General features: G+C 45.2%; 20 protein-coding genes and 2 tRNA genes. 20 read left to right on the top strand and 2 right to left on the bottom strand.

What is annotated here, in order from left to right; all coding sequences use genetic code 11:
- Positions 1-7 precede the first annotated feature (7 nt).
- Positions 8-81, bottom strand: a tRNA-Gly gene (locus tag PHILAsVB114_RS02155).
- Positions 82-208: 127 nt separating this feature from the next.
- Between PHILAsVB114_RS02155 and PHILAsVB114_RS02160 the strand changes: the two genes are divergently transcribed.
- The 19 genes from PHILAsVB114_RS02160 to proB all read left to right on the top strand — a co-directional run bounded on the left by PHILAsVB114_RS02160 (position 209) and on the right by proB (position 20,562).
- Positions 209-284: transfer RNA gene (locus PHILAsVB114_RS02160), tRNA-Pro, on the top strand.
- Between the two features lie 38 nt (positions 285-322).
- Positions 323-1,606, top strand: coding sequence for a trigger factor (gene tig / locus PHILAsVB114_RS02165; RefSeq protein WP_095697760.1), 1,284 nt, complete (start codon positions 323-325; stop codon positions 1,604-1,606).
- A gap of 129 nt (positions 1,607-1,735) precedes the next feature.
- Positions 1,736-2,362 (top strand): ATP-dependent Clp protease proteolytic subunit, encoded by a 627-nt coding sequence (locus PHILAsVB114_RS02170; protein ID WP_095697761.1) that lies wholly within the window; start codon positions 1,736-1,738, stop codon positions 2,360-2,362.
- Positions 2,362-2,985 carry an ATP-dependent Clp protease proteolytic subunit gene (locus PHILAsVB114_RS02175; RefSeq protein WP_095697762.1) on the top strand — a complete coding sequence of 208 codons (624 nt, stop codon included), beginning with the start codon at positions 2,362-2,364 and terminating at the stop codon, positions 2,983-2,985. Before PHILAsVB114_RS02170 ends, PHILAsVB114_RS02175 begins: the two co-directional genes overlap by 1 nt.
- 133 nt (positions 2,986-3,118) lie before the next feature.
- Positions 3,119-4,414, top strand: coding sequence for an ATP-dependent Clp protease ATP-binding subunit ClpX (clpX, locus tag PHILAsVB114_RS02180; RefSeq protein WP_095697763.1), 1,296 nt, complete (start codon positions 3,119-3,121; stop codon positions 4,412-4,414).
- Between the two features lie 15 nt (positions 4,415-4,429).
- Complete coding sequence (locus tag PHILAsVB114_RS02185) at positions 4,430-7,018, top strand: valine--tRNA ligase (protein ID WP_095697764.1); 2,589 nt, start codon at positions 4,430-4,432, stop codon at positions 7,016-7,018.
- Positions 7,019-7,021: 3 nt separating this feature from the next.
- The gene (locus tag PHILAsVB114_RS02190; RefSeq protein WP_095697765.1) at positions 7,022-8,368 is read left to right on the top strand and encodes a bifunctional folylpolyglutamate synthase/dihydrofolate synthase; all 1,347 of its coding nucleotides are present in this window, start codon (positions 7,022-7,024) and stop codon (positions 8,366-8,368) included.
- Positions 8,369-8,377: 9 nt separating this feature from the next.
- Positions 8,378-8,713 (top strand): DUF4233 domain-containing protein, encoded by a 336-nt coding sequence (locus tag PHILAsVB114_RS02195; RefSeq protein WP_095697766.1) that lies wholly within the window; start codon positions 8,378-8,380, stop codon positions 8,711-8,713.
- A gap of 12 nt (positions 8,714-8,725) precedes the next feature.
- On the top strand, positions 8,726-9,148 hold the full coding sequence (ndk, locus tag PHILAsVB114_RS02200; protein ID WP_095697767.1) for a nucleoside-diphosphate kinase: 423 nt from the start codon (positions 8,726-8,728) through the stop codon (positions 9,146-9,148).
- Positions 9,149-10,180, top strand: coding sequence for a rod shape-determining protein (locus PHILAsVB114_RS02205; protein ID WP_095697768.1), 1,032 nt, complete (start codon positions 9,149-9,151; stop codon positions 10,178-10,180).
- A gap of 12 nt (positions 10,181-10,192) precedes the next feature.
- Positions 10,193-11,119, top strand: a complete 927-nt coding sequence (gene mreC, locus PHILAsVB114_RS02210) for a rod shape-determining protein MreC (RefSeq protein ID WP_095697769.1) — start codon at positions 10,193-10,195, stop codon at positions 11,117-11,119.
- 7 nt (positions 11,120-11,126) lie between these two features.
- Positions 11,127-11,648 (top strand): rod shape-determining protein MreD, encoded by a 522-nt coding sequence (gene mreD, locus PHILAsVB114_RS02215; RefSeq protein ID WP_095697770.1) that lies wholly within the window; start codon positions 11,127-11,129, stop codon positions 11,646-11,648.
- On the top strand, positions 11,645-13,735 hold the full coding sequence (mrdA, locus tag PHILAsVB114_RS02220; protein ID WP_095697771.1) for a penicillin-binding protein 2: 2,091 nt from the start codon (positions 11,645-11,647) through the stop codon (positions 13,733-13,735). Before mreD ends, mrdA begins: the two co-directional genes overlap by 4 nt.
- A complete protein-coding gene (gene rodA, locus PHILAsVB114_RS02225) occupies positions 13,732-14,889 on the top strand; it encodes a rod shape-determining protein RodA (RefSeq protein ID WP_095697772.1) in 1,158 nt (385 codons plus the stop codon). Before mrdA ends, rodA begins: the two co-directional genes overlap by 4 nt.
- Positions 14,890-15,102: 213 nt before the next feature.
- Positions 15,103-17,169 carry an Rne/Rng family ribonuclease gene (locus tag PHILAsVB114_RS02230; RefSeq protein WP_095697773.1) on the top strand — a complete coding sequence of 689 codons (2,067 nt, stop codon included), beginning with the start codon at positions 15,103-15,105 and terminating at the stop codon, positions 17,167-17,169.
- A gap of 107 nt (positions 17,170-17,276) precedes the next feature.
- Positions 17,277-17,585 (top strand): 50S ribosomal protein L21, encoded by a 309-nt coding sequence (rplU, locus tag PHILAsVB114_RS02235; RefSeq protein ID WP_095697774.1) that lies wholly within the window; start codon positions 17,277-17,279, stop codon positions 17,583-17,585.
- Positions 17,586-17,610: 25 nt separating this feature from the next.
- The gene (rpmA, locus tag PHILAsVB114_RS02240; RefSeq protein ID WP_095697775.1) at positions 17,611-17,865 is read left to right on the top strand and encodes a 50S ribosomal protein L27; all 255 of its coding nucleotides are present in this window, start codon (positions 17,611-17,613) and stop codon (positions 17,863-17,865) included.
- Between the two features lie 97 nt (positions 17,866-17,962).
- Entirely contained in the window at positions 17,963-19,450 is a 1,488-nt protein-coding gene (obgE, locus tag PHILAsVB114_RS02245; protein ID WP_095697776.1) for a GTPase ObgE, read from the top strand.
- On the top strand, positions 19,447-20,562 hold the full coding sequence (gene proB / locus PHILAsVB114_RS02250) for a glutamate 5-kinase (RefSeq protein ID WP_095697777.1): 1,116 nt from the start codon (positions 19,447-19,449) through the stop codon (positions 20,560-20,562). The genes obgE and proB overlap by 4 nt, the downstream gene beginning before the upstream one ends.
- Here proB and PHILAsVB114_RS02255 read toward each other — a convergent pair.
- Positions 20,548-21,717: a serine hydrolase domain-containing protein gene (locus PHILAsVB114_RS02255; protein ID WP_095697778.1), complete on the bottom strand. Its 1,170-nt coding sequence runs from the start codon at positions 21,715-21,717 to the stop codon at positions 20,548-20,550. The two genes, proB and PHILAsVB114_RS02255, sit on opposite strands and share 15 nt — an antisense overlap.
- Before the next feature lie 33 nt (positions 21,718-21,750).
- Between PHILAsVB114_RS02255 and PHILAsVB114_RS02260 the strand changes: the two genes are divergently transcribed.
- Positions 21,751-23,019 carry a glutamate-5-semialdehyde dehydrogenase gene (locus tag PHILAsVB114_RS02260; protein WP_095697779.1) on the top strand — a complete coding sequence of 423 codons (1,269 nt, stop codon included), beginning with the start codon at positions 21,751-21,753 and terminating at the stop codon, positions 23,017-23,019.
- The last annotated feature ends 16 nt before the right edge of the window (positions 23,020-23,035 follow it).

A 23,035-nucleotide genomic window follows, 5' to 3' on the forward strand; every position in this document is an offset into this window, starting at 1 on the left:
GAAACTATGGAGCGGGTGACCGGGATCGAACCGGCATGGCCAGCTTGGAAGGCTGGGGCTCTACCATTGAGCTACACCCGCATTTTTGATGCAGTTTTTGTGCTGGGCTTAGATTACCTCTGCCGCAGTACGGTTATCGAATCGGGGCTAACGTTATCGCCTCGGTTAGCAAGGGTGAAAATCTCCTCTAGACTCACCACTTGCGCCTCGGGGCGTAGCGTAGTGGCTAGCGCGCCTGCTTTGGGAGCAGGAGATCGGGAGTTCGAATCTCCCCGCCCCGACCATAACTTTTAATTTAATACTTATATAAAAGGAGTACTTCGTGAAGAGCACGGTAGAAACACTCTCTCCAACCCGTGTTCGTTTAGATATCGAAGTGCCGTATTCAGAGCTCACACAACATGTTTCTGATGCGTATAAGAAAGTTGCATCACAAGTAAATATCCCAGGGTTTCGTAAAGGAAAAATTCCGGCATCAATGATTGATCAACGCGTGGGTCGCGGAACTGTCATGGATGAAGCAATTAACTCAGCGCTGCCAGAGTTCTATGGCAAAGCAGCTCGTGAGCACACAGTTCTAGTTATTGGTCGCCCAACTGTTGATGTGAAAGAGTTTGTAGATAACGAGAAGTTAGTTTTCACCGTTGAAGTAGATGTGCGCCCAGAGGTGAAGTTGCCAGATTTTTCTAAGATTGAAATCAAGGTCGATGATGTCGTTATCACCGATACAGATATCACTGAGCAGGTCGACGAATTACGCGCTCGCTTTGGCACTTTAAATACTGTTGAGCGTGCAATTAAGAGCGGTGATTTTCCAACGCTAGATCTCTCGGCTCGCATTAATGGCGAAGAGGTAGATGGCGGTCAGGCATCTGATATTTCATATGAAGTTGGTTCTAATCGCATGATTGATGGACTCGATGAAGTACTTGTTGGAATGAGTGCGGGGGATAAGAAAGATTTTCAAACGCAATTAGTAGGACAAGCAGCTGGTGAAAAAGGCGTTGTGGAAGTTGTAGTTAAAACTGTTAAAGAGCGCGAATTGCCAGCGATGGATGATGCTTTCGCAAAGCTGGCATCAGAGTTTGATACGTTGGCAGAACTCAAAGCAGATTTTGCTACACGCCTTGAGCGCGTGAAGAAGATGGAACAAGGCGCACAAGCACGCGATTTGCTCGTTGAAAAATTACTTGCAGAAACTGAAATCCCAGTTCCTGATCTCCTTGTTGACGAAGAAGTAAATGAGCACCTCTCCGGTGAGGGTCGCCTGGAAGATGCCGAACACCGCGCAGAAGTTGATGGTCAGGTTCGATCATCTCTGAAATCTGATTTCTTACTCGATGCAATCGTGAAGGCAGAAGAAGTTCAGGTCACAGAAGTAGAACTGACTGAGTATTTAGTTCGCACATCACAGCGTTATGGAATGGCTCCAGAACAATTTGCGCAAGAGTTGCAAAAAGCTGGGCAGATTCAACAACTCGTTGCAGAAGTTGCTCGCGCCAAAGCACTCGCTGGTGTTCTCTCTCGTATCTCAATAAAAGATGCATCGGGTGCAGCAATTGATCTTGAAGCCCTTGCTCCAAAGCCAGCACCTGCCGTCGAGTAATCTCTGCGCTCTGAGCGAACATGAGCGCTTTCACGCGCTTTATTGCAGTAATTGGGAAGCATTTTTGTGCTGACATTGTTAAGGTCACTACAGGAGAAATAAATATCAGGAGGATCTCACGTGGAGCACATGAAAGCGCAGACACCGCAGATAGTTGCGCAAGCATCACCAGCATCAATGGGTGGACTAGATGAACAGGTTTACAGTCGTTTGCTCCGTGAACGAATTATTTTTCTAGCAGGTCAAGTTGAAGACAACATGGCAAATGCTATTTGCGCACAGATTCTTTTACTCGCCGCAGAAGATACAGAAAAAGACATCTACCTTTATATCAATTCACCAGGTGGATCCATCACAGCAGGTATGGCCATTTATGACACGATGCAATTCGTTAAAAACGATGTAGCAACTGTTGCAATGGGAATGGCTGCATCAATGGGTCAATTCTTGCTAACAGCTGGTGCTCCAGGAAAACGTTATGCACTTCCAAATGCACGCATCTTGATGCACCAACCACTCGGTGGCATCGGTGGAACTGCAACAGATATTCGTATTCAAGCTGAGAACATGGCAGCAATTAAGAAAAAGATGGCAGAACTCATTGCTCATCACACTGGTCAAAGCGTTGAGAAAATTACTGCAGATTCAGATCGTGATCGCTGGTTTACAGCTGAAGAAGCCAAGGAATATGGCTTTGTGGATCAAATCGCACAATCAGAAGGTCAAGTTTCCGGCAATGCAGGAAAGGCTAAATAATGAATAACATTCCAGAGATTACAAATCGCTACGTTCTTCCAACAATTGAAGAAAAAACTGCGTATGGATTTAAGCGTTTAGATCCATATACAAAGTTATTTGAAGAGCGCATTATTTTCCTTGGCCAACCAATTGATGACACTGTTGCAAACGATGTTATGGCGCAGTTGTTAACTCTTGAATCAATGGATCCAGATCGCGACATCATGATTTACATCAACTCACCTGGTGGCTCCTTTACAGCGCTGACAGCAATTTATGACACGATGCAATTCGTGCGCCCAGATGTCATGACAATTTGTCTTGGCCAAGCAGCATCTGCTGCAGCTGTTCTGCTGGCAGGGGGTGCAAAAGGCAAGCGCTATGCACTTGAAAATTCTCGCATCATGATTCATCAACCATCTTCTGAAGGTGGCGGACAAGCATCTGATATCGAAATTCAAGCTCGCGAAATTCTGCGCATGCGCACACTTCTTGAAGAGTTAATCTCTCGTCACTCAACTCGCTCACCTGCAGAAATTGCCGCAGATATCGAACGTGACAAGATTCTTACATCTGCAGAAGCAGTCGAGTACGGACTTATCGATCAGGTTCTAGCGAGTCGTAAAGCAAAGGCTAAGTAAGAACTTTTTCGCATAATTATTCTCTCGGCGAACAAAGTAGACCTTCTTTATCCCGCGTATTCACACGCCTTCAATCTATTCTTATCTCTTAGACGTTCCCAAAAACTTCCCCCAATGGGAACAAAGGAGTGAAATGACACGCATCGGCGAGACTAGCGATCTGCTGAAATGTTCCTTCTGCGGTAAAACTCAGAAGCAAGTCAAGAAATTAATTGCCGGCCCAGGTGTTTACATCTGCGATGAGTGCATTGAACTCTGTAATGAAATCATTATCGAAGAGCTTGCAGAGGCAGGAACCCTCGGACTTACCGAACTTCCAAAGCCTGCTGAAATTTTTGAATTCCTAGATCAATATGTCATCGGTCAAGATCGTGCAAAGAAATCACTTTCAGTTGCCGTCTATAACCATTACAAGCGCGTGCAATCAGGGGATTCAAAGCGCGAAGAATCTATTGAATTAGCAAAGAGCAATATTTTGCTCCTTGGCCCAACTGGCTGCGGTAAAACTCTTATGGCGCAAACTCTTGCTCGCATGCTCAACGTTCCATTCGCAATTGCTGATGCAACGGCTTTAACTGAAGCAGGCTATGTCGGAGAAGATGTTGAAAACATTTTGCTTAAGCTTTTGCAAGCCGCAGATTACGATGTGAAAAAGGCTGAAACAGGAATTATTTATATCGATGAAATCGATAAGGTTGCGCGCAAATCTGAAAACCCATCTATTACTCGCGATGTTTCCGGTGAAGGTGTTCAGCAAGCACTTCTAAAAATCCTAGAAGGAACTGTTGCATCTGTTCCACCACAAGGCGGACGCAAGCACCCACATCAAGAATTTATTCAAATCGATACAACAAATGTTCTCTTTATTGTTGGTGGAGCATTCGCTGGTCTAGAAAAGATTATTGAAAGCCGCAGCGGATCTGCAGGTGTTGGGTTTAATGCAACACTTCAGAGCGAAGCAGTGAAAAACCGCCGTGATATTTTCTCAGATGTCATGCCAGAGGATTTATTGAAGTTTGGAATGATTCCAGAGTTCATTGGCCGTCTTCCAGTTATCACAAGCGTTGAAAATCTAGATAAGCCTGCACTGATGCAGATTCTTACCGAACCAAAGAACGCTTTGGTCAAGCAATACCAACGCCTCTTTGATATTGACGATGTGGAACTTGAAATCACACCGGAAGCCCTCGATGCAATTGCAGAGCTTGCTCTTAAGCGCGGAACAGGTGCTCGCGGGCTTCGTGCAATTCTTGAAAGCGTTCTACTTGGTGTGATGTATGACGTTCCAAGTCGCGCAGATATTGCAAAGGTGATTTTGACCCACGAATGCATTAGCGATGGTGGCGCTCCAACTTTGATTGCTCGCACAGGTGACATTCCTAAAAGGGGTGCACGTCGCGATAAAGGTCAAGAAGAGAAGAGCGCATAATCTAGACTGCTCCACATGAGTCAGTCAGACCGCGAACTCGCATCGACCTTTGTACCGGCCGATATCGAAGCGCCACTGTATGAAAAGTGGGTGAAGGCTGGCTATTTCACGGCGGATGCAAAATCAGATAAACCGCCATACACAATTGTTATTCCACCACCGAATGTCACAGGTGTTTTACACATTGGTCACGCACTCGATCACACATTGCAAGATGTACTCATTCGCATGAAGCGAATGAAAGGTTTTGAAGCGTTGTGGTTACCTGGAATGGATCACGCCGGCATTGCAACGCAAAACGTTGTAGAAAAACAACTGGCTGCAGATGGTAAATCTCGTCACGATCTAGGGCGCGAAGAATTTGTTAAAAAAGTTTGGAAGTGGAAGGCCGAATCCGGCGGAGCAATTCTGGATCAGATGAAAAGACTCGGTGACAGCGCTGATTGGTCCCGTGAAGCTTTCACTATGGATGAGAATTTATCTAAAGCAGTACTAACTATTTTTAAGAAACTCTATGACGCAGATTTGATTTATCGAGCCGAGAGAATCATTAACTGGTGCCCTCGATGCTTAACAGCCTTATCCGATATCGAAGTTGAACACCAAGATATTGATGGCGAATTTGTTCAGATAACTTATGGCGATCCTGGCGAAACTCAAATAAGTATTGCAACAACTCGACCAGAGACAATGCTGGGCGATGGCGCAGTTGCAGTTAATCCAGATGACCCACGCTATAAGGATTTAGTGGGCAAGCAAGTAAAGCTTCCATACGTCAATCGAATGATTCCAATTATCGCCGATGAATTAGTGGATCCAGAGTTTGGAACAGGTGCGGTTAAAGTTACTGCGGCTCATGATCCAAATGACTTTGAAATGGCGATGCGCCATAACATTCCAATGGTTGTCATCATGAATGAGCACGGTGTTATGTCAGGAACGAATACTCAATTCGATGGCATGGACAGATTTGCTGCGCGCAAAGCAGTTGTTGAACAACTCCGCGCAGATGGTCGAATTGGTTGGGAAAAACGTCCTTATTCTCACTCAGTTGGTCACTGCCAACGCTGCGCAACAATTGTTGAACCACGTTTATCTTTGCAATGGTTCGTCAAAGTTGCACCACTTGCTAAAGCTGCAGCGGACGCGGTTCGAGATGGACGCGTCAAGATTGAACCTAAAGAAATGGAACCGCGTTACTTTGAGTGGGTAGATAACATGCACGACTGGTGTATCTCCAGACAATTGTGGTGGGGTCATAGAATTCCTGTTTGGTATGGACCTAATGGTGAAGTCGTAGTTGTTGGTGCAGATGAAAAAACACCAAGTGGATACACGCAAGATCCAGATGTTTTAGATACATGGTTCTCATCTGCACTCTGGCCATTTTCAACACTTGGATGGCCAGCAGAGAGTGATGATCTAAAGAAGTTTTATCCAACAAGTGTTCTCGTTACAGGTTATGACATTCTCTTCTTCTGGGTTGCTCGCATGATGCTATTTGGTTTATTTGCAATGGATGGCAAACAACCTTTTCACACTATTGCACTTCATGGTTTAGTACGCGATCAATTTGGAAAGAAGATGTCTAAGAGCCGCGGAAACACAATTGACCCAATTGAATTTATGGATAAGTACGGCGCCGATGCTCTGCGCTTTACATTGGCACGCGGTGCTAATCCTGGAAAAGACCAAGCACTTGCCGAAGATTGGGTTGGCGGATCACGAAATTTTGCTACAAAACTATGGAATGCAACGCGCTTTGCAATGATCAATGGCGCAACTACTCAGGGCGAACTTCCTGTCACAGCATCGCTTAATGGAATAGATAAGTGGATTCTTTCAAGACTCTCAGAGACAATTTCAGAAGTCGATGGGCTCTTAGAGTCATACGAATTTGCCCGGGCATGTGATCGTATTTATCACTTCGCTTGGGATGACCTCTGCGATTGGTATCTCGAACTTTCTAAGGAGAGCTTTGCATCTGGAGATGCTAAAAATTCGCAACGTGTATTAGGTCACGTGCTAGATCAACTATTGCGATTGATGCATCCAGTTATGCCATTTCTGACCGAACAACTCTGGACAACTCTGACCGGGGGAGAATCCCTTGTGATTGCCCAGTGGCCGATCGCAAATCCATCTCACATTGATAAGAAGAACGAAAAAATTATTATAAGTATTCAAGAAGTAATTACCGAAGTACGACGATTCAGAAATGATCAAGGAATCAAGACGTCAGCCAAGATTCCGGGACGCTTCATCGCACCAGCAGAATTTGCCCCCTATGAAAGTGCGATGCGTTTTGTTTTAAAGCTTGAAGCATCTGAATTCACACCAAGTGCTAACTTACAAATTGGTTTAGTCAAAGCTGAATTCGATCTGACCGGAACCATTGACGTGACAGCAGAACGTGCGCGGCTGACTAAAGATTTGGCTACAGCTAAGAAGGATTTAGAAACTGCGAATGTAAAGCTTAATAACCAAGGCTTTATGGCTAAAGCACCCGCCGAAGTTGTTGTTGAAATCAAAGAGCGCCTTACCAAGACAAGTGCTGATATTGAGCGAATAACTTCACAACTAAATTCGCTGCCGGCTAAATAATTAATGAGCGCAGACGATAACGCACGTGTAGATGCAATCGAGCAGGCGTTGCTTGCACGATGGCCTGAAACACGAATTTCGCCAACACTTGATCGAATTGCTGCATTGACAGACATTCTTGGTTCGCCTCAACTCACATATCCAACGATTCATGTGGGCGGAACAAATGGAAAAACAACGACATCTCGCATGATTGATTCGCTCTTATTTGAAATGGGACTACGAACCGGGCGTTTTACTAGTCCACATCTCGAAAGTTATTTGGAGAGAATTTCTATTAACGGTGCACCTATTGATCCCAAGGCCGCGATTTTTGCCTACAACGATCTCTCTGCATATTTGGATTTAATGGATACAAAGTTTGAAAATCCAATCTCATTTTTTGAAGCCATCACTGCAATGGCTTTTGTGGCCTTTGCAGAACACCCAGTTGATATTGCAATTATTGAAGTGGGTATGGGCGGTCAATGGGATGCAACCAATGTGGTTGACGCCGATGTTTCAGTATTGATGCCTATTGGTTTAGATCATATGGAATATCTTGGAAATACTCTGGGCGAGATTGCGCAAACTAAAGCTGGAATAATTAAAGCTGGTGGTTTTATTGTGATGGCAGAACAAAAGCCAGAGGCTGCTAAAGAGTTATTGCGAAGAGCTGCTGAAGTTGAAGCAGATATTGCGCGAGAAGGAATCGAATACTCGCTGGACTCTCGCGCTATCGCTGTTGGCGGGCAAATGATTTCAATTAATGGCTTAAATGAAAAATATGATGAAATTTTCTTACCCCTTCATGGTCGCCACCAAGCAACGAACGCCGCATCAGCCTTAGTTGCTGTTGAAGCGTTCTTCGGCGAACAAGCACTTGATCCTGATGCTGTGAGAGCTGGTTTTGCTAATGTGAAATCTCCAGGGCGATGCGAAGTTATTCATCGGGACCCAACAATCATTTTAGATGCTGCACACAATCCCCATGGCGCGCAGGCGCTTTCACAAACACTCGCATCAGAATTTACCTTTGATGACACCATTGGAGTTGTTGGAATTTTTGGAGATAAAGATGCACAGGGAATCCTTCAATCCCTTGAGCCAGTTCTAAATTCAATAATCGTGACTTCAAGTTCATCGCCTCGAGCGATGCCCGTGAAAGAACTTGAATCCCTTGCCATCAAAATCTTCGGAGCAGACAGAGTCTTTAGTAACGATCATTTAGAGGGCGCCCTTAAGCGAGCTATTGATGATGCCAAACGTCCGCTCAGTGATGACAGTGTTGGAATCGTTGTGACCGGTTCTGTTGTCACCGTGGGCGAAGCTCGTTCGATTCTGCGTAGATTTTTTGCCAAAGAAGATTAGGATTTAACTATGCGCATGCTGGCTTCTTCAGTTCTGGTTATGGAATCTTTTGTGATGGGTTTTGCATTATTGCTCGCAATGAAAGATCACTCATCACCCGCGCTAATACTCGGTGGAGTAATTGCAATTCTGTGTTTACTTGCTCCAGGTTTATTGAAGAAAAAAGCGGGCTGGATTCTTGGTTGGATTTTGCAAGTAGCTCTACTTGCCTATGGCTTCGTGGTGACATCAATGTTTCTAGTGGGGGCTATTTTCTTGGGGTTATGGATTGCCGCTATTTTCGTGGGTAAAAAGGGCGAAGCAGCCCGCGCAGCCCTGCTGGCTGCAGGTCCTCCAAATGCCTAATAGACTGCGCGTGTGAGTTCCGAGAAAACCCTTATCCTGATCAAGCCAGATGGCGTGCGCCGTGGTCTTGTTGGAGAAGTTATTTCTAGAGTTGAAGAAAAAGGTTATTCAATTACTGCCCTTCGCATGTTACATGCAGATCGCGCACTACTTGAAAAACATTATGCAGAGCACAATGGAAAACCTTTTTACGAGCCGCTTCTAGAGTTCATGACTTCAGGTCCAATCGTTGCGATGATTGCCGAAGGAAATCGCGTGATCGAAGGATTTCGTTCACTTGCTGGTGCAACTGATCCAACAGTTGCCGCGCCAGGAACCATTCGTGGAGATCTTGCACGGGATCAAGGAACTAAAGTTGTACAGAACATTGTTCACGGATCTGATTCACCTGAATCAGCAGCTCGTGAAATAGCTATTTTCTTTGAAGGGAAATAAATGGGTAACAAAATGTCATTCATCGGCCGCGATATGGCCGTGGATCTAGGAACTGCTAACACGTTGGTATATGTGCGCGGTCGTGGCATTGTTCTCAACGAGCCAAGCGTTGTTGCCGTCAATCAAGACACTGGTGGAATTTTAGCCGTTGGTCTTGAAGCAAAGAAAATGATTGGCCGCACCCCTGGCAACATCGTTGCAATTCGTCCACTTAAAGATGGTGTGATTGCAGATTTTGATACAACAGAGCGCATGTTGCGTTACTTCATTCAAAAGGTTCACCGTCGTCGCTATTTAGCAAAGCCTCGTATTGTTGTGTGTGTTCCATCAGGTATTACAGGTGTTGAACAACGCGCAGTTAAAGATGCTGGATATGCAGCAGGTGCTCGCAAGGTTTACATCATTGAAGAGCCAATGGCTGCTGCAATCGGTGCGGGTCTTCCAATTCACGAACCAACAGGCAACATGGTCGTGGACATTGGTGGCGGCACTACAGAAGTAGCCGTTATCTCACTCGGTGGAATTGTTACATCTCTTTCCATTCGTGTGGGTGGTGATGAACTCGATCAATCAATTATTAACTGGGTAAAACGCGAATTCTCATTACTTCTCGGTGAGCGCACAGCAGAAGAAATTAAGATGGCAATCGGTTCTGCATACCCTCTTCCAGGTGAAAATGACGCTGAAATTCGCGGCCGCGACCTTGCAACTGGTCTTCCAAAGACGATTGTTGTATCTGCTGCCGAAATTCGTAAAGCGCTAGAAGAACCAGTAAATGCAATTATTAACGCTGTAAAGAGCACCCTAGATAAGTGCCCACCAGAGCTTGCAAGTGATCTTATGGATCGCGGAATTGTGCTCACTGGCGGCGGCGCACTTCTTAAGGGACTTGATGAACGACTACGCAAAGAAACTGGAATGCCAATTCACGTTGCAGAGCGTCCGCTCGATGCAGTCGTAGAAGGTTCCGGAAAATGTATTGAAGAGTTTGAAGCCCTTGAAAAGGTTTTGATCTCTGAGCCTCGACGATAGGTAATTAGCTCCATGCGTAATGGCGGCGAAGGACGCGCTCGCCTCCTACTCATCATACTTATCGTTACATCTTTATTTTTAATCACTCTAGATCTTCGTGGTGTAAAAGTATTAGATGGTGTGCGAAGCGGTACACAAAATGTATTGGCACCATTTCAAAAAGCAGGCTCAACAGCGATCTCACCTTTTCGCAATTTCATTGGCGATATAACTAATCTAGGGCGAACTAGCGATCAAATCGAAAAGCTAAAACAGAGTAATGCAAAATTGCGAGCACGCTTGGCGCAGCGCAAGAATGCAGATGCAGAACTTGCCCAACTCAAATCCGTTCTCGATCTTGCCGGCCAAGCTGGTTACAAGGTTGTTGCAGCCCGTGTCATTTCCCAAGGGTCGAGCACGAATTTTTCTCAAACGGTCACGATAGATATTGGTACTTCATCTGGGGTTCGCCAAAACATGACAGTGCTCTCAGGTGAAGGCTTGGTTGGCGTGGTTAAAGAGTCATATGCAAATTCAGCACTAGTTATGTTGGCTACAGATCCAGATTTCAAAGTGGGCGTGCGAATTGCAGGATCTCAGCAAATTGGAATTCTCTCAGGTGGCGGATCAAAACGTGCTTCCTTACAACTGCTAGATAATCAAAATGTTGTGAATGTAGGAGATGTTTTGTTAGCTCGTGGAAGCACTAACAATCGCCCATTTGTTCCCGGCATTCCTGTTGGTGTGATCAGTGCAGTAGATAGCAGCGCTGGTTCGATTGCACAGAGTGCAACAGTGATGCTTTATCCAAACTTTTCAGGACTCGGTGTTCTCAGTGTTGTATTAAGTGCGGGCAAGAATAACCCAGGCGATGCACTTGTACCGGCTGGACCACAGCCAACTCCTGTTCCAACTGTCACAATTTATGCAACACCGTCGCCCACCGCGAGTGCGAAGTAGTCTTTAAATGCTTTTGCGACAATTCTCTATTTCATCTTTAATTTTTGTACTTGTATTTATCATTCAAGAAGCCGTTATTAATCAACTTCGATTGCCAGCAGGGGGATTCTCACTTCTTCTCTTGATTGCGCTGACCTGGGCTGCATTAAGTAATCCAACAGCAGGAGCACTCACTGGATTCATTTCAGGAGTCTTGATGGATCTTTCACAAAGTTCAAGCGGACCTATGGGCCACTGGACTTTAATAATGATTCTGGCGTGTTACGCAGTTGCATTTTTAGGCTCTGGCAACGATAACGTTCGAGGAAATCCAATAACAAATATTTTCCTTGTTTCTTTCGCCTGCGTTATAACCCTGATTGCATTTGTCATCATTGGTTTATTACTTGGAATGTCAGCCGGTAGCTTTTCTAGAATTCTAATAACTATTTTCAGCAATGGAATTTGGGCGCTCTTGGCGACCCCACTTATTTTGCCAGTGATTACCAGATTACATGCTGTGGTGCTCGGAGATCAGGCACGCCTATGAATCAACGGGTTCGCTTAAGTTTGCTAGTTGTTCAGATATTTGTTTTGACCTTGATGGTTGCTTTGCTAGGAAGACTCTTTTATTTACAAGTGGCAGCTGCTCCTAAGTACAAGGATGCAGCGCTGAGCATTCAGAGCAGAGATGTAATAAATCCTGCGATACGTGGACTTATCGTTGATTCATCCGGTGTTCCACTGGCACTTAATCGCGTGGGCCTTGCAATCACAGTTGATCGCATCGCATTAGATAAGCAGAGTGATAAAGGCGCGATAGTCCTTGCCAGTGTTTCAAATCTACTTGGGTTGGCTTATGCCGATGTGTATCGTGCTACTCGTTTGTGTGGAGAGCTACCAAAGAATGACAAAGCAGGCTGTTGGACCGGATCTAGATACCAGCCAATTCCGATTACAAAAGAGGCTGATCCAGAGATTGCACTTCAAATTGTGGAAAGAACAAATCAATTTCCAGGAATAGGCGCAACTCCTGTAGCAATTCGAAATTATCCAAGCTATGCCGGTGTCAATGCTGCTCATGAATTAGGTTATATCGGACCAGTTACAGAGGCTGACTTATCAGGAATAAATGGTCGTACGTATTACCGCAGTGAAACGATTGGTAAGACTGGTCTTGAATATCAATACGATTCATTTTTGCGAGGAACACCAGGGATTCGAACCGTAATCGTAGATCGTAAAGAATCCATCACTCGCGAAAGTCAGAACACCGCGCCAATTGGTGGAAATCATTTAGTAACGAGTTTGGATGTTCGTTTACAAGCAAGTGTAGAAAGTGCCCTTTCAGATGCAGTAGGTCGCGCGCGGGCAAGTGGATATCCAGGTGATTCAGGTGCTGCAATTGTGATGGATGTTCGCAATGGACAAATTTTGGCCATGGCCTCATATCCAACGTATGACCCAAATGCTTGGGAAAAAGGTTTGTCAGTTAAAGATGCCAGAGCACTTTTTAGCGAGAAAAATAATGTGCCGGCTCTTTCTAGACCATTGCAGGGATTATTTGCACCAGCGTCAACGTTTAAATCAGTCTCAGTTGTTGCCGCAGCAAATGCTGGCTATAACCTCAATGCAATCTATAACTGTCCTTCAGAGACTCAAATTGGTAATCGTGCTTTCCAAAACTTTGATAGCAAAGCACTCGGACGTATCAGTTTGAAAAAAGGTATTGCAGTTTCTTGTGACACGCTGTGGTATCAAATTGCATATGACGAGTGGGTTCGAGATGGCGGGTTAAGGCCAAAATCTGATCCGAATGATTATTTCTTCAAAGCCGCTGAAGGATTTCAAGTCAACAAAAAAACTGGGATTGATATGCCCTCCGAACTTTCTGGTCGCCTAGCCAATCGTCAATGGCGTAATGCTTGGTATGCCGAAAATAAGGATTTCTACTGCAATTACAAGGATCGTGCCGCAAAGAATCAACTCACTCCATTTCTAATCGAATTAGCTCGCGAAAATTGCTTAGATGGTGACAAAATTCGAGCAGGAGATGCGGTTAACTTTTCTATTGGACAAGGTGACACAGTAATTACTCCACTGAAGTTAACGCAGATGTATGCCGCTATCGCAAATGGTGGAAAAATTCTGCGTCCAAGTGTCGCAAAGGCAGTTGTTTCAACTGATGGAAGAGTAATTAAAAAAATTAGTGCTAAACAACTCGGTACGTTACCTGCAACCCAGACAACTCTAAATTTCTTACAGGATGCACTTCGCGAAGCCGTTACGGCAGGAACTGCAACCGGAGCATTTGCAGGATTTCCTGTAGCAATCAGTGGGAAAACTGGCACAGCCCAAGTTTTTGGTAGAAACGCAAATGGAACATTAAAGGCAGACACATCATGGTTTGCATCTTATGGACCGACACAAAATCCACGTTATGCAGTTGTGATGATGGTGAGCCAAGGTGGTTTCGGTGCATCTGTCAGTGGTGTTGGAGTTCGCAAAATTTATGAAACGTTATTTGGTGTCACTGGATCAAAAGTAGATCCAGCAAAGGCTATATTTCCTGATGGGAAACCACCGATTAAGATTCCAAAGATTTCACCATCTACGAAAGTGAAGGAGTCTAAATGAGCTCACTTTCATCTCGCAGTATTTATCGACGAAGATCTCGTGGTTCGGTTGTGGCAGGTTTCGATCCAATACTTACAGCAGCAGTGGCAGCACTTTTAATCATCGGAACGCTATTGGTATATGCGGCAACACGTGATTGGTATGCAGCAAATAATTTAGATCCTGAGTATTACCTCAAGCGCCATGTTCTCAATATATTAATTGGGGTTTTGCTGGCATGGGGAACAACAATTATTGATTATCGATTATTGCGTGCCTACACACCAATTGTGTGGGGATTAGGTGTGCTGGGATTAATCATCGTGTTAATTCCCGGTCTTGGTGCTGAAGTAAATGGCGCAAAAGCGTGGATTGCTCTTCCTGGTGGATTTCAAATTCAACCTGCAGAGTTAGTAAAGATTTCCATCATTGTTGGAATGTCCATGATTTTGTCTGAACGCTCTCATGACAGTGATGTGCCCACAACCCAAGATGTTTTACAAGCGTTGGTTGTGGCTGGTCTTCCAGTGCTTTTGATTTTGTTTCAGCCTGACATGGGTACTGTTTTTATCATCAGTGCATCTGTTGTCACGATTATTGCAATTTCTGGTGCGCCATCTCGTTGGGTAGTTGCGCTACTTCTTATTGCGGTTCTGGGCGCCTTTGGGGCGACGAAAGCTGGAGTGATAAATTCATATCAGGTCAAGCGCTTGCAATCATTTGTAAATCCAACGGCTGACACCCAAGGAAGTGGCTATCAATTACGTCAGGCGCGCATCACCGTGGGTTCCGGTGGACTCCTAGGAACTGGTTTATTTAATGGGCCTCAAACAAATGGTCGCTTTGTTCCTGAACAGCAGACAGACTTTATTTTCACGGTAGCCGGTGAAGAACTCGGTTTTCTAGGAAGCGCCGGAATAGTACTTCTGTATTTGATTATTTTGATGAGAGCCTTTGCCATTGCACGAAGAGCGAGTGATCCCTATGGGCGACTTGTTGCAACCGGTGTCACGGCGTGGTTTGCATTTCAAATATTTGAAAATATAGGAATGACACTTGGATTAATGCCTATGACTGGTGTTCCTTTGCCATTTCTTTCATACGGTGGCTCAAGCATGTTTGCAACCCTGATCGGGTTTGGTTTATTGCAAAATGTGCATGCGCGTCATCGTTAATAGACATCTAATCACGCTCAATTTGCGCCTTACTTGGGATTAAACCCAACATCTGCCATACTTACATCACAGTTCAGCGCGGCTCGCGAGCACTTCGCGGTAAACGCCAAGCGCGAACTCACAGAAGATTTGCTTGACGAGTTAGTTCTTTTCGAAGTTCGAAACAATTCAAGCCAGAGCGCGTTTTATTAAACGCATAGAGGATTTGGTGCCATGGCTATTGAGCCAAAAACGCCGCGCAAACGTGCGGCTAAGAAAGCTAGTTCCAAGAAATCTGATGCAGTCGAAAACACTGACGCACCAGAGGCCAAGAGTGCAACGAAGAAAAAGTCTGCCTCCATTCCAGTTCCGATGTTTCAAGCTGCGCCGGTTGCGGAAAAAACTGCACGCCAGGTAAAGAAAGCGGCTCCTGAACCCGTCTCAGAAGAATCAGGTGATGATGATTCAGGTGCAGGTAGAAATCGCCGTCGCCGTCGTGGGGGACGTGGTCGCAGAAAAGGCGGCGCCGATACTGCAAATGCACAAAATGAGAGTTCAACAACACAAGAAGATCAAGATTCAGAAGAATCCACTACACATCGCCGTCGTCGCCGTCGTCGCGCCACAGGAGATGGTGTCGTTGCCGGTGAAACCGTTGAAGAAGATGGTGTAAAAACTGTTGTTAAGGTGCGAGAAGTTCGTGAGCGCACTCCACGAGTTGATGCTCGTCGTGGTCGTCGCGATCGCGCAGAACGTCCAGAACGACGTGAGTATCGCGAACCGTATCGTCGTCGCGGCACAGTCATCACAGATTCCGAATTTCTAGCACGTCGAGAAAATGTTGATCGCGAAATGGTTGTTCGCCAGATAGATGATCGTATTCAAATTGCAGTTATCGAAGACAAAGTCATGGTCGAGCACTATGTAAATAGAAATAGCAATGTTTCATACGTCGGAAACGTCTATCTCGGACGCGTGCAAAACGTCTTGCCTTCGATGGAAGCTGCCTTCGTAGATATTGGTAAGGGCAGAAATGCTGTGTTGTACGCGGGTGAAGTCAATTGGGATGCAGCAGGCATTTCTGAATCCGAACCACGCAAGATTGAAATGGTTTTAAAAACTGGTCAGCCAGTACTTGTTCAAGTAACCAAAGATCCAATCGGACAAAAGGGTGCTCGTCTTACTAGCCAAATTTCTCTTCCTGGTCGCTATGTTGTTTATGTTCCTGGCGGTGGAATGAGTGGAATTAGTCGCAGCCTTCCTGAACAAGAACGCACACGTCTGAAAGCAATTCTCAAAGACTTAATTCCTGAAGGCGCTGGCGTCATTGTTCGCACAGCAGCAGAGGGTGCTTCAGAAGAAGAGATTACAAATGACGTTGCTCGCTTAAAATCTCTGTGGGATGACATCTACCAAAAATCTGAGAATCCAAACTTCCACGCACCTACTGCTCTGTACTCAGAGCCAGATCTTGCTATTCGAGTTATTCGAGACATCTTTAATGAAGATTTCCGCAAGCTCATAGTTCAGGGATCTCAGGCGTATGAGGAGATCAATAATTACCTCGGATTTATTGCACCTGAATTGGTTTCTAAGCTAGAAAAATACACAGGAACCGGTGACTTGTTTGCCGAATATCGCGTGGAAGAACAACTAGCTAAGGCATTTGATCGCAAGGTGTATCTACCTTCAGGTGGTTCCCTCGTTATCGATCGAACCGAAGCGATGATTGTTATTGACGTGAACACCGGTAAATTTATCGGTAAGGGTGGAAACCTAGAAGAAACTGTTACGAAAAATAACATAGAAGCAGCAGAGGAAATCGCTCGCCAGCTTCGCCTTCGTGACTTAGGTGGAATTGTTGTCATCGACTTCATCGACATGATTCTTGAATCAAACCGTGAAGCAGTTCTACGTAGATTAGTTGAGTGCTTAGGTCGCGATAGAACCAAGCACCAGGTCGCAGAAGTAACATCACTTGGTCTCGTTCAGATGACTCGCAAGCGCGTTGGGCAAGGACTTATCGAAGCGTTTTCAACAACATGTGATTCTTGCTCTGGTCGAGGAATTCACATTCATACAGAACCTGTGAAGATGAAGGCTCCTATGCCACAAGTTAATTCACAATCTGCAATTCATGAAGATGTTGAAGAAGAAGGCGCAACCGGACATGAATTCATAGAAGTTCAAAATGATGATTCATCGAATGTGCCAGAAGTGAAGAAGGGCTTAAAAGTGGGTGGCCGTAAACGCCGTCGTGCTGTGAGTACTGGAGTAGTCACTCCTGGCTCAGGAGAATGAGCATAAATCCCGACTCAGTTTGACCCATGGGCACGGTTCTCCGTACCCTTAGCGTCTGCCGGAATTACACACTGTGTGAATCGGGCCTTACGAAGTGGAGTAGTTACGTGTACGCAATCGTGAAAGCTGGCGGACGCCAGGAGAAAGTCACTGTTGGAGAGACCATTGTTATCGATCACCTCGATAGCAAAAGTGGTGCATCAGTTTCATTTCCTGCTGTTCTAGTTGTCGATGGCGCAACTGTTACTTCAGATCCAAAGGCGCTCTCATCTGTCAAAGTAACTGGAGAAGTTATTGATGACATCAAGGGTCCAAAGATTGATATTTTGCGTTACAAGAACAAGACCGGTTACCGCCGTCGTCAAGGTTTTCGTACGCAACATACTCGCGTAAAAATTACGGCAATTAGTATCTAACCGAATCGTCTATAGGAGTTGAGCAATGGCAAGTAAAAAGGGTGTCTCCTCGACACGAAACGGTCGCGATTCAAATGCGCAGTACCTCGGTATTAAGCGCTTCGGTGGTCAGGTTGTTAACAGCGGCGAAATTCTTGTCCGCCAACGCGGAACGAAGTTTCACCCAGGTGCAAACGTGGGCCGTGGCAAAGATGACACACTCTTCGCTCTAGCAGCAGGAGCAGTTGAATTCGGTCGCGCTCGCGGTCGCAACGTAGTAAATGTGGTTCCAGTAGCGTAATTTTCGGTTCTTACGAAAGAGCGAGCCGCGTTCAAGTGCGGCTCGCTTTTTTATTTCACAAGGAAACAAACAACGAATAGCAGAGAGGTAAACGCAGATGGCAACTTTTGTTGATCGCGTGACTCTCTATGCCACAGCAGGAAAAGGTGGCGATGGATGCGTCTCTGTTAAACGTGAAAAATTCAAACCACTAGGTGGCCCAGATGGTGGCAATGGTGGACGCGGTGGAGATGTAATTTTAGTTGTAGATCCAAACGTCACAACACTGTTGGATTTTCACCATTCACCACATCGCAAAGCAACATCTGGTCATCAAGGTTACGGTGATCGCAAAGATGGAGTATTTGGTGAAGATTTAATTCTTGGTGTTCCAAATGGCACCGTTATCTATGACACTCAAGGAGTACTTCTTGCTGACCTTGTTGGCATTGGTACAACTTTTATTGCAGCCCAAGGTGGCCATGGTGGTTTAGGAAATTTAGCTCTTTCATCATCAAAGCGCCGCGCACCTGGTTTTGCTTTGCTCGGCGAACCAGGTGAAGAGCGCACGTTACAGCTCGAACTTAAATCTGTTGCAGACATTGCATTAGTTGGTTTTCCAAGTGCTGGAAAATCTTCGCTCATTGCATCAATCTCAGCTGCACGTCCAAAGATTGCTGATTATCCATTTACAACGCTCGTTCCAAATCTTGGCGTAGTCCAAGCAGGTGATACACGCTTTACTGTTGCAGATGTTCCAGGACTTATTCCTGGTGCGAGCCAAGGAAAAGGATTGGGCTTGGAATTTCTGCGTCACGTTGAACGATGCGTTGCACTAGTTCACGTATTGGATTGTGGAACTCTTGAAACTGATCGAAACCCAATTATTGATCTAGAAGTTATTGAAAATGAATTAGCAATTTATGGCGGGCTAGAAGATAGAACGCGCATTGTTGCCCTCAATAAAATTGATTTACCTGATGGCAAAGCTATGTCAGATATGGTTGCACAAACACTTCGCGATAAAGGTTATGACGTTTATCCAGTCTCGGCTGCTTCTCGCGAAGGACTTACAGAGCTGACCTATGCAATGGCTCGTCTGATTCAAAAAGCTCGACTCGAAGCTAAAACTGAGGAGCGCACAAGAATTATTCTGCGACCAACTCCAGTAGATGATTCAGGATTTACCGTTAAAGCTAATGCTGATGGTTCCTTTACTGTGCGCGGCAACAAAGTTCTTCGCTGGGTTCGCCAAACCAACTTTAAGAACGCCGAAGCTATTGGATATCTCGCAGATCGCCTTGCACAGTTAGGAGTTGAAAAAGAGTTATACAAGCAAGGCGCAGTAGCAGGAAGTGAAGTTCGAATTGGTTCGGGAGAAAACGAAGTTGTCTTTGATTGGGAACCAACGATTGAAGCAGGAGCTGAGCAATTGGCTGGACATTTGCATCGACGCGGAGAAGATTCACGCCTTGATTCAACCTGGAAACCAGAGCGCGAAATCAATGTGCTCAGCGATGATGAAATTGCGAGTCAATGGGAATACAACGTGAGTGACCCACATTCGCCTAAACTTGTCGAAGTGGACGAAGAGGGTGAGCAATGAGTCGCGATGCAGTAACAAAGGCTAAACGCGTTGTCATAAAAATTGGCTCTTCATCCCTTACAGGGGCTGCAGGTTCTGCTCTAGATGATTCATCTGTTGAAAAAATTGTTAGCGTCGTAGCGGATTTAAAATCTCGAGGCGCCGAAGTTCTAGTTGTTTCATCTGGTGCAATTGCTGCCGGTTTAGCACCCCTTGGATTAACAACTCGTCCAAAAGATCTTGCAACACAACAAGCGGCAGCATCAGTGGGGCAGGGCTTATTGATAGCAAGATACACAGAGCATTTAGCTCGCCATAAAATTACAGCTTCTCAAGTTCTTCTTACAACCGAAGACATTATTCGTCGCTCGCATTATCAGAATGCTCAAAGAACTCTAACGAAATTGATCTCACTCGGAGTTGTTCCAATCATTAATGAAAATGACTCAGTTGGAACACAGGAAATTCGCTTTGGCGATAATGATCGACTTGCAGCACTTGTGGCGCTACTCGTCAACGCTGATCTTCTTGTGTTGGTTTCAGATATTGATGCGCTCTATGACGCTCCGCCAACTCAAGCTGGAGCAAAAGCAATCCACGAAGTGATGAAAATCTCTGACATAGATTCATTAACTTTGGGGGGCGCAGGATCTGCCGGTGTTGGAAGTGGCGGAATGGTGACCAAAGTTGAAGCAGCCCGAATTTCAACGAGTGCTGGAATTGCAATGCTTCTGACATCTCTTAAGGAATCTGCTCAAACCCTGTCGGGAAGTTCACTTGGAACTCTATTTCATGCCCAAGCGAATAAATCTAATTCGCGTATGTTGTGGCTGGCTCATGCATCAACACCACGAGGTCGACTTATTCTCGATGCCGGAGCAGTGACTGCAATTTTAGAACGTGGAGTTTCTTTATTGCCTGCCGGAGTTACAGCAGTTCAGGGAGAGTTTATTTCTGGCGATGCAGTTGAATTGGCAAGTGCTGATGGCAAAGTTATTGCGCGAGGGCTAGTTGCATTCGATAGCGAAGAAATCCCTGCAATGTTAGGTCGATCAACAAAGGAACTTGCTCAAAGCCTTGGACCAGAATACGAACGCGAGCTTGTGCATCGCGATGATTTAGTTCTGCTCTGAAATTTCCTTTAATACTGCAGCAGTTAGCTCTTCGAAGTCGCCATTATCAGTTGGTTCATCACTAAGTTTAACAATGACAACTTGATAATTTGGATCTGTATAAACGTACTGACCATGTAAACCGAGCAACATTGTTGTGCCTGGGAATGGGTGCCAGACCTGTGCGCTATATCCCCAGTTGTGATCCAGTGTTGTCACCGGATTAGTAAGTCTTTTCATCCACATGGGCGAAATAATCTCTTTGTTATCTATTTTTATACCCGCTGGGTTAAGCAGCATCTGCCCAACGCGCGCATAATCTCTTGCCGCAGCATTGAAACAGCAGAAGGTTTTTTCTTGTCCACCAACGTGGTCGACATTCCAATACGCGTCATATTCTGCACCAATTGGTTTCCAGACATTTTCTGAGAAATAATCTGCGACCTTCATGCCCGTGAGCTTGTGAATAACTAATCCCAATAATTGAGTATCAACGCTTCGATACTCAGGGTGGGTCCCCGGTTCTTGTGCCATTTTGCGATTGTTTTTTAAGAACCAATTTAAATCAGTTGACGCATACATCTGCGCAATTGCTACACCCCAGCCCGATGGGCCAGTTGGATAGTTATCGCTGACGCCAATTCCACTTTGCATATCTAGCAAATGTTGAATTGTTACAGCATCAAAACTTGTGCCATTTTTAAACTCAGGCAAGATACTTACAAAAGTATCACTCTCTTTTAACTTACCTTGGGTGATAAGTTGTCCGATCATTATTGAAGTCATAGTTTTTGCTGCAGAATAAGAAGGAAGCCTAGATTCTTTGGATTTTCCGTTTAAGTATTTTTCGAAGGTTATTTCACCATTTCTGATAATGATGAAGGCATTTGTTTTTGTTTTAGATAAGAATTCATCAAATGAAATCTTTTCACCATCCCACGTGACAACAGTGGGATTTTCTGAATTTGCAACACTCCAAGCCATTGATGGATTAGCTTGTGATTTAATCCAATGCCCGGGCATTAAGTCAGGAGTTTTTGAGGCAGGAGCTAAGCCCAATTTGATTGCTGCTATCGGCTCTGGATATCTAATGGCTTTGGTTAAGCCAAAGAGCGCAAGATAGAAAACGACTAGACCGATGACGATGTTTCGCAGAACTCGAATTAATTTGGACACGGGCTAAGGGTAACTCCCGTTAGGCTTAGCACTATGGACGCCACCGCAATAGTTACAGAGTTAGCACTGAAAGCACGTGCTGCTTCGCGTTCGCTGTCGACTGCGACAGGTGAGCAGCGATCAAAGGCGCTCTTGGGCATTGCAGATGAAATTGATAAATCCTCAGATTTCATTCTTGCAGCTAATGCGCAAGATATGGCACGAGCCCAGTCAGAAAAGATGCATCCACAAACTCAGGATCGATTATTACTAACGGCTGAGCGCATTAAGGGAATTTCCTCTGGCGTGCGCCAAGTGGCAGAACTTGAAAATCCGTTGGGCAAAATTATTCGTGAAAAAGATCTACCAAATGGTTTACATCTCGAACAACGCACTGTTCCTTTTGGTGTTGTCGGGATGGTCTATGAAGCACGTCCCAACGTCAGTGTGGACGCTGCAGTAATTCTTCTCGCATCGGGCAATGCTGCACTCTTGCGTGGCTCATCTTCGGCAGCCGCTAGCAACGCTGCACTTTTGAAAGTAATGCGTGATGCTCTTGCCAAGACATCTATTTCCCCAGAAGTTATTCAATTAGTACCTTCAGATGATCGGGCAACTGTGAAAGCGTTACTACATGCACGCGGTCTTGTTGATTTAGTTATTCCGCGCGGTAGTGCTTCGTTGATCAGAATGGTTGTTGATGAAGCCACAGTTCCAACGATTGAAACTGGCGCCGGCGTGTGTCATGTCTATGTTGATGAATTCGCAGATCTTTCAATCGCGCTGCCAATTCTTATCAATTCAAAGACTCACAGACCAAGTGTGTGTAATGCCGCTGAGACTCTTTTAGTCCATAGCAAAGTCGCAGAAGAATTCATGCCTGTGGCATTGAAGGCTCTCAAAGATGCAGGCGTGATAATTCATTGTGATGAAACAACACTAGCTATCGCTAAGAAAAATAACGTAGAAGCAACTCTGGCCACTGATGAAAATTGGTGCACTGAATACGGAGTGCTCGAAATGAATGTGGGAGTTGTTGGTAGCGTTGATGAAGCAATCGATCACATCGCAAAATTTGGAACAAAACACACTGAAGCGATCGTGACGCAATCGCGTGAAGTTTCTGACAGATTTATTGCACATTCAGATTGTGCGGCTGTAATGGTAAATACATCCACGCGATTCACAGATGGTGAGCAGATGGGCTTCGGAGCAGAAATTGGTATCTCTAATCAAAAATTGCACGCCCGTGGCCCAATGGGCTTGGAAGCAATGACCACAACTACCTGGGTCGTAACCGGCACTGGGCAAATTCGCAGTTAAGCCTGCCTCTAATTAG

The sequence above is a fragment of the Candidatus Planktophila limnetica genome (assembly GCF_002288365.1).
GTDB classification, from domain to species: domain Bacteria; phylum Actinomycetota; class Actinomycetes; order Nanopelagicales; family Nanopelagicaceae; genus Planktophila; species Planktophila limnetica.